The sequence below is a fragment of the Burkholderia gladioli genome, from assembly GCF_000959725.1.
GTDB classification, from domain to species: domain Bacteria; phylum Pseudomonadota; class Gammaproteobacteria; order Burkholderiales; family Burkholderiaceae; genus Burkholderia; species Burkholderia gladioli.
This window is the reverse complement of sequence record NZ_CP009323.1, coordinates 1,196,010-1,209,645: the sequence shown is the minus strand read 5'-3', so window position 1 is coordinate 1,209,645 and position 13,636 is coordinate 1,196,010. Positions and strand designations below refer to the sequence as shown.

Annotated in this window: 11 protein-coding genes; 6 read left to right on the top strand and 5 right to left on the bottom strand. The window is 64.7% G+C overall.

The genetic code is table 11. The features are described from left to right. Positions 1-28 precede the first annotated feature (28 nt). The 6 genes from BM43_RS22310 to tssF all read left to right on the top strand — a co-directional run bounded on the left by BM43_RS22310 (position 29) and on the right by tssF (position 7,548). On the top strand, positions 29-2,596 hold the full coding sequence (locus BM43_RS22310; RefSeq protein WP_036049012.1) for a T6SS effector BTH_I2691 family protein: 2,568 nt from the start codon (positions 29-31) through the stop codon (positions 2,594-2,596). A 3-nt stretch (positions 2,597-2,599) separates the two neighbouring features. Then, entirely contained in the window at positions 2,600-3,685 is a 1,086-nt protein-coding gene (locus BM43_RS22305) for a DUF6708 domain-containing protein (protein WP_036049013.1), read from the top strand. Between the two features lie 9 nt (positions 3,686-3,694). Then, on the top strand, positions 3,695-4,186 hold the full coding sequence (locus BM43_RS40725) for a hypothetical protein (RefSeq protein ID WP_144417690.1): 492 nt from the start codon (positions 3,695-3,697) through the stop codon (positions 4,184-4,186). Positions 4,187-4,255: 69 nt separating this feature from the next. Next, on the top strand, positions 4,256-4,516 hold the full coding sequence (locus tag BM43_RS22300) for a PAAR domain-containing protein (protein WP_013699513.1): 261 nt from the start codon (positions 4,256-4,258) through the stop codon (positions 4,514-4,516). Continuing rightward, entirely contained in the window at positions 4,509-5,666 is a 1,158-nt protein-coding gene (locus tag BM43_RS22295) for an AcrVA2 family anti-CRISPR protein (RefSeq protein ID WP_036049014.1), read from the top strand. The genes BM43_RS22300 and BM43_RS22295 overlap by 8 nt, the downstream gene beginning before the upstream one ends. Positions 5,667-5,670: 4 nt before the next feature. Then, a complete protein-coding gene (gene tssF, locus BM43_RS22290; protein ID WP_036049015.1) occupies positions 5,671-7,548 on the top strand; it encodes a type VI secretion system baseplate subunit TssF in 1,878 nt (625 codons plus the stop codon). Between the two features lie 260 nt (positions 7,549-7,808). Here tssF and BM43_RS37845 read toward each other — a convergent pair whose 3' ends face one another. From BM43_RS37845 to BM43_RS22265, 5 genes are all read right to left on the bottom strand, one after another. Further along, the gene (locus BM43_RS37845) at positions 7,809-8,309 is read right to left on the bottom strand and encodes a hypothetical protein (RefSeq protein ID WP_063769174.1); all 501 of its coding nucleotides are present in this window, start codon (positions 8,307-8,309) and stop codon (positions 7,809-7,811) included. A gap of 69 nt (positions 8,310-8,378) precedes the next feature. Continuing rightward, the gene (locus BM43_RS22280; protein ID WP_036036491.1) at positions 8,379-9,182 is read right to left on the bottom strand and encodes a type III pantothenate kinase; all 804 of its coding nucleotides are present in this window, start codon (positions 9,180-9,182) and stop codon (positions 8,379-8,381) included. Then, positions 9,179-10,093 carry a biotin--[acetyl-CoA-carboxylase] ligase gene (locus BM43_RS22275; RefSeq protein WP_036049016.1) on the bottom strand — a complete coding sequence of 305 codons (915 nt, stop codon included), beginning with the start codon at positions 10,091-10,093 and terminating at the stop codon, positions 9,179-9,181. Before BM43_RS22275 ends, BM43_RS22280 begins: the two co-directional genes overlap by 4 nt. Before the next feature lie 325 nt (positions 10,094-10,418). Continuing rightward, on the bottom strand, positions 10,419-11,291 hold the full coding sequence (locus BM43_RS22270; RefSeq protein ID WP_370449034.1) for a tetratricopeptide repeat protein: 873 nt from the start codon (positions 11,289-11,291) through the stop codon (positions 10,419-10,421). Between the two features lie 14 nt (positions 11,292-11,305). Beyond that, entirely contained in the window at positions 11,306-13,393 is a 2,088-nt protein-coding gene (locus BM43_RS22265) for a bifunctional 2',3'-cyclic-nucleotide 2'-phosphodiesterase/3'-nucleotidase (protein WP_036049019.1), read from the bottom strand. Between the last annotated feature and the right edge of the window lie 243 nt (positions 13,394-13,636).

The following is a 13,636-nucleotide window of genomic DNA, read 5'->3' as shown; positions in this document are numbered from 1 at the left end:
CATACCGTGAAATTCCGAGGATCAACCCATGCCGACCACTAAAGGCTGTCCGCTTTGCGATCGCCAGTCGCTGCTGATCTATCCCGTCCGATACGCGATCGCGTGCCCGCGAGGCGCTTCCAAAGCGCCGGCCCTATCTGGCAATTTTCGGATCGACGGACGTGCCCCTCAGACCGTTGCGACCGCGAAGTACACATTGCGCGCATTGCGCCCTGGCTATCTTTACACCTACGACGAGAAGCGGAAGAAACTGGCCGCTTATATGGTTCTTGACGACGGGATCATGTGGAGTTTTCCCCCCGACGTGACGCCGCCGCCGGGCGACGCGGAAAGCGCGCTGACCCAAGGCTGCGCGATGGCCGGAGACTTGGCTTTCGAATCGCTCGGCCGTTGTGTGAGCGTCGAACACACGCCCGGAAGTGACGAAGCGACCAACCTCTGGATTGGCTGGTCGAACGTGCGATGGACCAAGGACCTCGTGTACAACAAAATCAACGACGCGGCTTGGCGCAAGCAGCATATGCAGTGCGTCAACGTTCCCGCGATGCTGGCCGGGAGCGCAACCGACACAGGCGAATTTCAAGCCACTCAGAGCAAGATCGCGCATTTCGCGATGGACGCTCAGGCAATGGCGGCTGCGTTTGGCTTTAGCAACCGCGCGCCCAAGGACGAGATTCGCCTGCGTCAGCGAAACGTCGCCAAACGAATCGGCGACGCGATGGCTGAATCTCCGAACAAGAAAGGGTTTGTGGTCGCGGTCAATGACCCTGTCGGTCTCACTAACGATCTCGCGGAACTGACGGTTCCCAACCTGAACAACGGTTTCGACGAACAGATGTTTTGGAAGTGGACATCTGCGCAATTGCTCGAACGTGCTGAAGCGGGAATTCGAGCGAATGCGAAAGCCATTACCGGGCTGACCTATGGAACCTCGAAAACCATCGCGGACGCCAATGCCGCCAATATGAAGGTCGGCGCGCAAGGCGTGCCGGATGCGATTGGTTTTTTCCACGTGATGCGCTCTTGGATTAAGACGGGCAGCCTTGAGCAGGCGATGAAGGAGGAAGACCAAAAGACCGAGAACGTTCCGGCAACGCAGGAAGCGGCGGCGAACGAGGCGTGGGAGGAGGCAACGTTCAAGGTCGGTCCCGATGGGAAGCGAACCAGCGTGCTCGATGAAGAGGCATTGAAACGCTTCCCGCAGGAGTATCAGCAAGCGCTTGCAGCCTTCAATCCAAAGTGGCAGCCGCTGGTGCAAGCGCATGCGGATTGGCTCAAGTCGCAATTGCTCGCCGAATGGATGGCGGGTGTTCACGATTCGCAGGATCTCCGGAGCGGCTACGCGTACAGTGAGTCGTGCGCGCAGACCATAGGCGCCGCTGTCGGTACTGAGGCTTGCAAGACGGTGCTAGATGGCTGGCTGAACGGTCGAGCTTCAGATATCCGTAATCTGTACGTGCGCGCTCTGATGTTCAATCAGGACACGCTAATGAAAGCGGCGGATGCACAGGTGCACGGTTCTGATATTCAGTATGAGAACTTCCTGAACCTCTATAAGGAAGCGTTCAAGAAGATCGAAAAACTTGGTAACGCGGCCAACCTGCGTGATCGGCTTATCGTGACGACCGCCAATCAGATCGTCAGCGTACTTACGAAGACCACGCGGGGCGCCGCACTGGGCTTCGTGACCATTCGTTTGGCGATACAGTCCGGTGTTCGACTCAAACCGTCGCAAGTCACTAAGCTTGCCATTCGCGACTGGGCTTTGCAGCAGGCTCGGGAATTGGGCGTCAAACTGGATGGCGACCGGACTGAACAGCGCGCGTCCGCGACTCAAGTCGGGAAGCAGGTGCTGAAGACGGCACCACCCAGTGATCCAAATATCGTCGCCTACGAGATGGACGTCGATGCTCTGGTCAAGGATGGGAAGTTGGAGGCCAGTGCCATCAAGGCCGTCAAGGTTCCGGGTGTGGATGCTGCCAAGAAGTGGCTTGGCTCGGCCCAGGAGTTCAATCTCGGCGTTGTGACGGTGATTTTCCAGATGGCGACGCTTACGTTCGCGGCAAAGGATTGGGCGGGCAGTGATCAGTTCAGCCAAGGCGAAACCGGTCTGAAGGCGGTCGGGGCTGTCGTTTCGATCGTCGGGACCGTCATCGAAACCGCGTCGGAAACCGTGGCGAAAGCACCGGCTCATCCGCTGTCGGCGTTCATCATGAAGCAGTGGGCCGGTGCTAGCGAATGGGCCGAGGTCGGGGCGAAGGTCGGTCGTGGTCTTGGCGCGATCGCTGGGATCGTGTTGGCGGGGTATGACATTTTCAAGAACATGCCTGAAGCGTGGAGTAATGGGGAAAAGAATCTTTCCAGGCTTTATTTTGTCAGTGGGGTCCTTGGGGCGTATGTGGCTGCAGCAGCATTCTTTAGCCTTCCCCTATTCTGGCCGGCTCTTATCTTGTCAATTCTGGTAGGTATCGCGATCGCCTTTATCAAGGCGTCTGCCCTGAAGGACTGGGTATCACGCTGCAAGTTTAGTAAAGGGGAGCACTACGATTCGCTTGAGGCGGAACTCAAGGCGTTTAACTCTGCGGCAGGAGGCTGATACATGGATGAACGCGTCATGAAGAAATGCATTGGTGAGCCCGTGCCAGAGTGGGATTTGGCGCATCGCTTGCCAATCAACCAGTCTGTCGGCCCAACTGTTCAGGATTTCGGTTCGACATTTAGCATCAACTCGACCTTCATGGATGTGATCGAGCCGTCTTTCCTTGAAAAACAGTGGTTCGTCACCGGTGTCGTGTTCGCTTTTCTATGCATAGGGATTGGGCCATATATCTACGTTTTTACCCATGCGAATGGAGCATCAGGCGATTTCATAATGAATTGCCTGGCGGTTGGAGCTATGGCCCTGTTTGGAACCATGGTCTGGAAACTCGGGCGCGGACTGTTCTTTGGTTTGCGCTATCGCCCGATCCGCTTTCATCGTGACGCTCGCAAGCTTTTTGCGATGCGTACTCGTCGGTTCATCGGCAAGTCCGGCGAGGGTGACGTCGTTTGGGAAGCACCGTGGACAGAAGATTCGATCTTTTGTTTACATCGCGAGGACACGTCCTTCGGCACGATCTTCCACATTCGGCACTATACGGTCGACGATCACGGCAATGTCACTCGTGTGTTCTCGATCGGCCGGGAGTGGACCGGCAGGCGGCAGGTTGAAATGGCGCTAGCGCAGTGGAACTACTGGTGTGCGTACATGAACAACGGCCCGAGCGGTTTGCCTAAACCGATGCTGTTCCACACGCAGAACGAGACGCCGCGCGAGTCGTTCCTGTTTTCTCTGTACAGCTTCGGCATGCGTGCGCCGGTCTTCATTCGGCTGCTGATGATGCCGTTGATTCTGATTTTTACCGTCATGCGAATCATTGCAAATGCGACTTGCCGCGATCCCGTCTGGCCTGCCGCGATCGAGCAAATCTCCGTGATTGCGCCCGACGACCTCTACGCGGAACCCCGCTCGGGGACACCTGTCGGATGGGGCGACACGGTTCTGGCCCAGCAGCGCGGCGAGTATCCGAATGATCCCAAAGCACGCGTCGAAGACTGGGCGGGTGAACCCGATGGCAGGCTGTATGCGGCAGCTTGGCTGGAGAATCCGGGTGCCAACATGAGGCACGCGGCTGCACGTAGCTAACGCTTATTGATGAAGAGGGTTTCCGGCATGCTTGCAAAGCACCTCGTAGTTGCACTAACCACGGCACATGTATTGTTCGTCGGAGGCATGTCAAGTGCCTATGCAAAATACGATGCTGCGGAAAAAGCGGTCGAGGCAGCATTGGGCAATGACCACGATATCGAATTTTCCGATTTATACGAAAGTACTCCTGATTTGCATGGGATAAGTCCAACGCCGAACTACAAACGAACGTTCGTCTGCGGATACGTCAGCTATAAAAAGCCGGATGGCAAACCGGTACGGGTGCGCTTCATTTATGCAGCCCGTTCGGATGACCCGTCACTTTCCGACTATGGTCCGCTCAACCTGGAGAGGCCCGAGTTAAACGACGGAATTCGTGATGAGCGCAATCGAGGCAGGTATGCGACCGCGTTCGAATTCTCGGGGTGGAATCGAGTGTGCGCTAATGCTCAGCATCCGAAGACTTTTAGCGGAGTCGCTCCGAAGAGCGATGGTTGACTTGCATACAGATGCGGCCAGATCGCGTCGAGTCCACAACATGACATGCAGGCGATGCGGGAAGGGGAGATGAAAGACGAACACGGACGCGGCGTGATCCGCCTGCACGACAAGACGACCCACGGCGGCGACGTGATCACCGCGAGCGACGATTTGACAGCGCTGGGCGTGCCGGTTGCGCTGAAGGATCACCTGACATGGTGCCCAAAGTGTGGCGGGCAGTTCAGGATCATTCCGCAAGAGAGTACCCGCAACCATCACGGCACGCCGGTCGCCTTCCACGACGATCCGACGGAATGCGGGGCCCGACTGATTTCGTCGCTTGAATAAAGGTAGTTGGCATGAGCAGTTCGGTGGCCAGGAGGAGAAAGTAACTTTGAAGGATGTGTCTTCACGCGCCCCCGTCTTGATATCCGAGACCCGGTTTCAAGCGCTGCGTGCCGATATTCGTCAGCGGCTCATGACCGCACTGATGTGCTCGGCCACTGCCGTTACCGATCCGAAGCTCGCTCGCTTGCCTGGGCCGGTTCGCTATCGGATCACGGGCGCGTTTGCCGCGTGGGACGCTCTGCGGGCAGCAACAGACCGCGTGGCGTCGCCGACGCTAACCGACATGCTGCGCTCTCACGGCATCCTGCGTTTGACGCGCTATCTCGATCGCTTTACGAGGGATCTTTTGCCGCACGGAGCGAATGGCCGCTCGGCCGACGCACTTGCCGGGATCGCTCAATACAGCGGCGTGTGGCTCGCCTTCGAAGTGCGTAAAGGTACGTTTTACGAACCAACCCCACCGCTGCACCGTCTGCTCGACTCCGCCTATATCGCGGAGGATGTGCCGATTGGCATGCTCAAAATGCCGACCGATACGCTATGCATCATTCCCGAACCTACGCGCTGGAAGCAAGCCGGCGATATTGAAGCGATTGTGATCTTCAGGAATGAGCGGTCGATCGGCGTTGCCACATGGTTAATGGCCGGCGGTCCTAACGACGGCGTGGCGATGGATTCGATTACGCTGCCGCTGGAGGACCCCGACAAGACGATTCGTGAATTGGTGGACGAGTTGTTTCAGCGGCCTGCAGCCGACGGCATGCCTGATTCGCCTGACGCTCAGCAGTTCTGGCGTGACGCTCTGGACTATGCGATCAAGATGTTGTTGTACCTCAATGCACGCGATGCGCAGGTCGTTCAAGAGCGCGCTTATTCGAACGCGCCACGACACTTTCCTGGGCTTGGCAAGCGAAAGCGCGCGGAACGGCTCGCGGAAATTGAACAGCTCTACGACCGACATGTCGTCGGCCCTGCGATTCTCGATGCCGAAGCGGCCGGATCAGTCCCATCGGACGGTACGCATCGCGAAGTCAGCGGCCACTGGCGGCGGCCGCACTTCCGGATGCAGCCGTGCGGCCCACACGCGGCATTGCGCAAACTTATCTTCGTCGGTCCGGCGCTTGTGCGCCCCGACCGACTCGGACTGTAGCTGAATGGATGATTTGCTGCCGCATTACGAATACGAACTCGGGTTGTTCGCTCGGGCATTGGGCGATTTCGCGATCCGCTATCCGAAGGTCGCCGCCCGGCTCGGCATCCAGAGTGGTCGGACCGACGATCCGCATACGACGCGTCTGATACAAACTTTTTCGTTTCTTGCGGCGCACCTCGATTCGAAGCTGGCCGACGATGATCCCGAGTTCACCGAGGCGCTGCTCGAGGTTGTCTACCCGCACTATCTGCGAACCGTGCCATCGTGCGCGATTGCTCGATTCGAACCACGGGCGATCGTCGGTCAACTGACGGAGCCGTTCGTCGTGCCACGCGGCGTCGCATTGAATTCGCGCACAGCCCCAGTGCGATTCCAGTCGATCTATGACGTGACCATTTCGCCGTTGCAAATCCGCGCCGCGCGCTATGCATCGACGACGCTGGCGCCGTCGGCCGTGAGATTACCGGCCGACGCGACAGGGGTGTTGTCGATCAGCTTCGCGTCGGCCGCTGGTCCGTTCACTGCGGCCGTTCCGGACGGCCTTATACGTCTTTACCTTGCTGGCGAACGGCCGTTCGTCTCGTCGCTGCTGGACGCGTTGCTGTTGCGCGCGGTCGCCGCGTACGTTGAAGTTGATCAATGTGGGCGCTGGCAAGCACTATCGAAAGTGCCGTTCGAGCCGGTCGGCTTTTCCGATAACGAGCGCTTGCTGCCCGACAGCCGAACCATCAGCCGGACCGCAACCGCCTACCGCTACTTGCTGGAATACTTCGCGTTTCCCGAGTTGTTCGATTTCGTCGATCTCGACATGGGTCGCGTGCGGCGAGCAGCACGCGACCCCGACGCTCGTGAGCTGACCTTGCATGTCGTATTGCGCGATACACCCGCCGATTCGGTCGCGGCGCAGGCGCTTGCATCGCTTGACTCGTCGGCGTTCAAGTTGTTCTGCACGCCCGTCGTGAATCTGTTTTCTCAACCGGCCCAGCCCATTTTCTTGAAGGGGCAGGATGCCTATCCGGTTCAGCCCATGCGACTGATGAAACATTCGTCGCTGGGTGTGTATTCGGTCGACGCGGTCTATCTGGGTGGGTTGTCAACGAAAAACGACAAAGACGAGGGCGTGCCGCTCGATAGTGACCACTCCAGAATTCTGGTGCGACCGTATCAGGCACTGAATCACGATCCACGCCCGGAGTCGACCACAGTGTATTGGGTCGCGTTTCGTGATCGCGACGCGGGGTCATCCGACCGTCAAACCATGATGTTGTCGCTCGTCGGACCGGACGGACAGTCGGCCCGGCCGAAGCTGCCGCAAATCGATGTGTTGACTACGGTGACGAATCGCGATTTGCCAGCGCGCTTGCCAATCGGCGACTCGGCGGGCGATTTGCTGCTCGAAAGCAAGTCGCTGGATTGCCCGATCCAGTTGATGACTCGACCGACGTTGACGGCCGAACTGCCGCGCGGCCACGGTGCGATGTGGCGCGTATTGTCGACGTTGTCGCCGCATCCGCTAGACCTGGTGCGCGACGGGGTATCGGGCCTGAAGGCATTCCTGCGGCTCCACGCCGTGCGCACGACGTCGCTCGCGCAGGGCTGCATCGATGCGATCACCGACCTGGACTACAAGGAGGCGATCAAATGGATGCCGTTGGATAGGCAGTTCCCGTCGTTCGTGCGCGGCATCGAAATCATGCTGTCGTTCGACGAGACCGCATCGCGGGAAGTGAGTCTGGTCGTGTTTACGAAATTGCTTGAACGGTTCTTCGCGCCTTATGCGCCGATGAACAGCTATGTTCAACTGGTTGTCCGTTCGGCGCAGACCGGCCAAGAGCTGACGCGAGGCGCGGCCACCTCAGGCGCGCAACCGCTGATCTAATCGCGAGCCGGTTTGATCAATATTCAGATAAATGTGCGTAAGTCAAAACAGCTTGCCCCTGCTTGCTGCATCTCACGGCAGTCGAGGGGGCGGACAAAATCTTGGACTACCTGGCGGTAGGCCGTGTACTGGTGCGAAGACCGCATTCGAGCAGTTCGGCTGTATCTGAAGTTGAGCAAGCGCATCAGGGCGCGGCGGACTGACCTGAAAACCGGCGCCTACCTCGGGATCGAGGTCGGCGCCTTATCACCGAGGCGCGTTCAGGCGCGCAGCTTGTGATGCGGCTTGAGCGGCCGCGAGGCAGCCGCGCGGCGGCGCTTGCCCTCGGCCAGGGCGGCTGGCGCAACCGCCAGCGTGGCGGCGGCGAGCGGGGCGAGATGCTCGAGTCGCGCCAGATGCGCGGGCGAGGTCGATGCCGATGGCGCGGAAGTCGCGGACGGCGCCGCCGGCACGGCGGGTGCCGAACCGGGCGCGGAGCCGGGCGTCGGGGCCGATGCCGCGCCGTCGCCGGAAGCCGCATCGGCCGACGAGGCCGCGAGCGGCTGCGACTCGATCGGCGGCGAGCTGATCGGGCCGCCCACCACCGGCTGCTCGGCGGCCTGGGCGACGGCTGTGGTGTGCAGCGCCTGCGGCCTTACCTGCTGCGTCAGGTGCCAGGGTTCGCGCGCCCCGGCGGCCGGCGGCGGTCCGAACAGCCCCTGGATCGCGGCCAGCGCGACCAGGTTCGCCACCAGCAGTATCGCGATGAGCCAACGTAGCATCGTCGAACCTCTCCCTCGAAAGTCAGTCGTCCGCGCGCCCGGCGATGGCCGGCACGCCCCATTCCATCCTCAATCCCGCGCCGCGTCCTGCGCGATGCGTGCCAGCCCCGACAGCACCAGCGTGTCGTGCCGCGTATAGGGCACCGTCAGCACCTGCGCGACGGCATCGGCTGCACCGCCCGACAATACCAGCCGCACCGGCCGCGTGTCCTCGGCCGAGCGCTCGCGCCAGGCGCGCTCGACCAGCCCGGCCTGCGCCTGCAGGCAGCCGGCCGACAGCGAATGCGCGGTATCGGTGGCGAACGGGATGCGCCCCGCGGTCTGGTCGAGTTCGTCGACCAGGCGCCGCGCCGTGTCGGTGGTGAGCGTCGGCAACTGCGCCGTGTGCGTACCGAGCGAGCGCATCATCAGCGCCCAGCCCGGCGCGATCAGCCCGCCGACGAAGCGGCCGTCGGCCTCCAGCGATTCGAGCGTGGTGGCGGTGCCGAAGGTGGCGATCAGCAGGGCTTCGCCGGGGAAGGCGGCGCGCGCGCCGATCAGCCCGCACCAGCGATCGCTGCCGAGTTGCGAGGGCTGCCCGTAACCGTTGCTGACGCCGCATTGTGCCGCGCGCGCGGTGACGATGCGGCGCGGCAGGCCCGGCCAGCGCGCCTCGACCAGGGCCTCGATGCGCGCGGCGACGTCCGCGCCGGCCACGTTCGAGATCCAGGCGCCGCGCGGCGCGGGCCGGCCCGGCCAGGCGGGTATCGCGGCGGCCGCGTGGTCCGCGCCGTGATCGAAGGCGGCGCTCTCGACCAGTTGGCCGCCGGCATCGGCCAGCGCCCACTTGATGCGGCTGTTGCCCGCGTCGACGAGCAGCGCGAGCTCGTTCATCGAACCTCGCCGCCTGCGGCGGCGCCCGGGCGCAGCGAGACGTCGCCGGCCGCGATCGCGCGCGGGCCCTCGGCGGTATCGAGCAGCAACTGCCCCTGTTCGTCGATGCCGGTGGCGATGCCGCGCGCGAGTTCCCGGCCCTGTTCGAGCAGCACCACCTCGCGGCCCGCGTAGGCGTGCAGCGCGGCCCAGCGCGGGCGGAACGGCGCCAGGCCGGCCGCCGCGAAATGCTCCAGCGCGGTGGCCAGCGGATCGAGCACGGCGGCCAGCGTGTCGGTGAGGTTCGCCGCCGGGCAGGTCGAGGACAGCGCGGCGGGCGGCAGGGCGCCGGCCAGCGCCGCGTCGCGCGCGCGCAGCGCGTCGACCTCGGCGGCCACCGCCTCGGCGCCGCGCACGTTGATGCCGAAGCCGATCACGATCGCGGTGGCCTGCGGGGTGTTCCAGACGGTCTCGACCAGGATCCCGCCGAGCTTGCCGAGCGGCTGCTCGTCGTCGCTCAGCAGCAGGTCGTTCGGCCATTTGAGGCGCACCTGCTGGCCGCGCAGCGGCAGCTTGCCGAGCCCCTCGGCCAGCGCCACGCCGACCGCCAGGCTCAGGCCCGCGAGCGCGTCGACCGGGCGCGGCAGCACGCAGCCGACCGAGCAGAGCAGCGCGTTGCCGGGCAGCGCGAACCAGGGCCGGCCCTGGCGGCCGCGGCCGGCGGTCTGCTCGTAGGCGACGCGCACGATCGGCTTGGGCAGCGCGTCGCGCGTGCGCGGCAGGGTCTTCAAGTGCGCGGCGAGGTCGGCATTGGTCGAGCCGGTGGCCTCGACGATGTCGAGCGGCCAGGGCTCGGGCGCCGAGGCGGGAAGCGAGTGCGCGCGGGCCGGGTCGATCCGCGCGTCGTCGGGAAGGGGCGGGGAGGCTGTCATGGCGGCTATTGTACGAGAGCCGGCGCGCCGGGGGCCGCTCGTCGCGCGGGCGCGTGCAAGCCTGGAGGAGCGGGTGCCGCGCTCGCGGCGGCACGTGGTTCGAGCCCCTCGTTGCTTGGCCGCCGCGATCGTCGCCGAGCCCGGTTGCGGTCGGCGTCGCGCAGGCGAGCGCCGGGCCTTGACGACGAACCGGTCAGTTCCTCGCCGTGCCTTGCCGTGTCGTGCCGTGCCGTGTCGCGGTCTGCTTCGCGCAAGCCGGCGCGCGGGCGGGCAGCCGTCGCGCCGCTCGCGCCTGCCCGCGTCGCCGCCCGGCCCCGGCTCGGCCTCAGGGCGCGCTGGCGGGATGCTTCAGCGCATGCGCGGCTTCCAGCCATTGCGCGTGATAGGCATCCTCGTCGCGCTTCACGCCCAGCTCGCCGCTGCGATAGGCCATCGCCAGCGCCTGCACGGCTTCCGGCAGCTCGTGCTCGGCGGCGCTGCGATAGAGCGCCAGCGCGCGTGCCTCGTCGCGCGGCACGCCGTCGCCGTCGCGATAGGCGTTGGCCAGCATGAACTGCGCGGCCGGCAACTCCTGCCGGGCGGCGCGCGTGAACCAGCGCGCCGCTTCGGCCGGATCGGCGCTCACGCCGTAGCCGCTGCGATAGATCAGCCCGACGTAGTAGGCGGCGGCCGCGTCGCCGGCCTCGGCGGCGGGCCGCAGCAGGGCCAGCGCGCGGCGGTAGTCGCGCGCCACGCCGCCGCTGCCGAAGAAGCGCGCGCGGCCCAGCGCGAGGCGCGCCTCGCGCACGCTCAGCGCGGTGGCGCCGGCATGCGCGGCCGGATCGGCTTCGGCGGCCGTCTCCAGCCAGCCGAGCCCCTCGTCGCGCAGGCCGCTGTCGCGCGAGTCGAGCAGGGCGCCGCCGAGCGCGACCTGCGCATCGCCGCGCCCGTCGCGCGCGAGTTCGCGCAACTGCTGCATCGCGTGCGGCTCGCCGGCCTGGGCCACCATCGCGCGCCATTGCTCGATCTGGACCCGGTCGGCGCGGGCGGCGCCGCCACCCCAGCCGGCCGCCGCCACGCCGGCGGCGAGCAGCGCGGCCACCGCCAGCATGCCGGCGGCCGGCAGGTTGGCGCGGGCCAGGCGCGCCAGCCCGCGCGCCGGGGCCGAGATCGACGCGGAGACGGTTGCCGAAGCACCGGCGGACAAGCTGTCGAACATGCGCATCGCGGGCCTCACTGGGTCAGGTCGATTTCATAGGTGGCGAGGCCCTTGCCGCTGCCGTCGTCGGCGCTCACCTGGGTGATGCCGGCCAGGCCCGCCGCGGCGGCCTCGGCCAGCAGGTTCGGCGCCGAGGCGAAGCGCACGTGCGCCGCCGAGCTGGCGAGCCGGGTGAAGCGCCAGCTGCGCGCCGCGCCGTCGGTGGCGCGGGTGAGCTTGCCGCGCTTCTTGATGTAGGCGATCAGCACGTCGCGGTTGGCGTCGGGCGAGGCGAAGATCGTCTTGCTGCCGTCCAGGCCCGGGAAGTTGCCGCCGCCGCTGGCGCGGTAGTTGTTGGTGGCGACGATGAACTGCGCGTTCGCGTCGAGTGCCGCGCCCTTGTACAGCAGGTTGCGGATCCGGCTGCCCACCGGCTGCGTGACGTCGATCTCGTAGCTCAGTTCCGGCGAGGTGAACATGTCGAAGTTGTAGCCGGGGAAGCTGCTGACCAGCTGCTGCACGGTGGCGGCGTTCGGATCGATGGTGTTGAAGCGCTTGGCGGCCGTCTCGAGCCAGGCCTTCAGGTCGCCGCCGCTGATCTTCACCGCGTAGACGGTGTTCGGGTACAGGTAGAGGTCGGCCGCGTTGTTGATCGCCAGGCCGCCCGGCGCCACGTCGGTGAAGTCGGTGCCGCCGCCGAAGCCGCTCTTGAACGGCGCGCTGACCGACAGCACCGGCAGCGAGGCGTATTGCGGCAGGTTCGCCTGCACGTAGCTCGCCACGTAGTCGGCCTGCGCCTCGTTGACGATCTGGATCGCGCCCGGGTCGCCCACGTCGGCGAAGTAGCTGCTCATGCGGTAGTCGGTGCTGCCCACCGGCGTCTTCACGTAGTCGATGGTGGCCTGGTGCTCGGCCGCGATCGCCGCCGACACGCTCGGGTCGGCCGCCACGTAGCTCTTGTCGGCGTTCTGGATCGAGCGCGCCTCGACCGTGGTCCGCGACTTGTCGACGTTCCAGCGCTTGCCGTCCCAGGCCAGGCCCAGCTTGATCACGCCGAGGTGCTTGCCCCAGTAGTTGGCCATCACGGTGGGCACGCCGTTGACGGTGCCCTTGACCTTGTCGACGCCCGGCAGGTTGAACTGGCCGACCGTGCTGTTCGCGTCCGGGAACACCTGATGCGAGTGGCCGATCAGCATCGCGTCGATGCCGGGCACCTGGGCCAGCCACCAGCTGCCGTTCTCCATGGTCGGCGAGTAGGCGGAATTGTCGAGGCCGCCGTGCGAGATCGCCACCACCAGGTCGGCGCCCTTGGCGCGCATCTCGGGGATGTACTTCTCGGCGGCTTCCTTGAGGCCGGTGGTGTAGACCTTGCCGTCCAGCCAGCGCTTGTCCCAGCTCATGATCGCCGGCGGCGTGAAGCCGATGATGCCGACCTTGACCGGCGCGCTCACGGTGCTGCCGTCGGGCGCGGTGGCGCTCACCACCCTGGTGATGATCGTGTAGGGCTGGAACAGCGGCTGCCTGGTCCTGGCGCTGATCACGTTGGACAGCACCTGCGGGAAGTTCGGCCCTGCGCATTGGCGCTGCTGTGCCGGATCGGGCAGCCCGTCGATGTCGAAACGATTGCCGGTGACCTGCGAGAGATAGGGCAGGCCGTAGTTGAATTCGTGGTTGCCGATCGCGCCGCCGTCGAACTTCGCGGCGTTCATCACCTTGTAGATCGCCAGCGTCTGGTCGCAGGAAACCGGCTTGACCAGCGCCTGGTAGTCGGACAGCGCGGTGCCCTGGATGGTGTCGCCGTCGTCGAGCAGCAGGTTGTTCGGATATTGCTTGCGGGCCGCCGCGATCAGCGTGGCGACGCGCTCGAAGCCGATCGAATTGTCGGCCGCCAGCTTGAAGTAGTCGTAGGACAGCACGTTGGTGTGGAGGTCGGTGGTTTCCAGCAGCGCGAGCGTGGCGCGCGTGCCGGCCGGCGCCTGGGCCTCGGTGGACGGCGCGCCGGCGGCCGGCGGCGCGTCATCGTCGTTGCCGCAGGCCGACAGGCCGGCGGCGGTAAGAACGGCGGCGGCCGCGAGCATGGCCGCGCGTGCCGCGGAAACGCACAACGGCGAGGGGAAGCGCATCGGAATGTCCTTGTCGTTTGTTATGGCGGGCGAGAAACCACGGCGATGGCGCCGTCGGCCGGAACCGTCTGCAAGTATCGAAAGCGAACATGACGGTGAAATGAAAGTAGCTCGACCGGCATTTGGAAGATTGGCTCGAAATGCCGGGCGGGGCGTGGACTTGCCGGCCCGCGCGCGGGGCCGCCGGGCGCGCCGCGAGGCGGTGGCGCCTTGCGGGTTTGCGCCGAGCACAGCTTGGGCGCG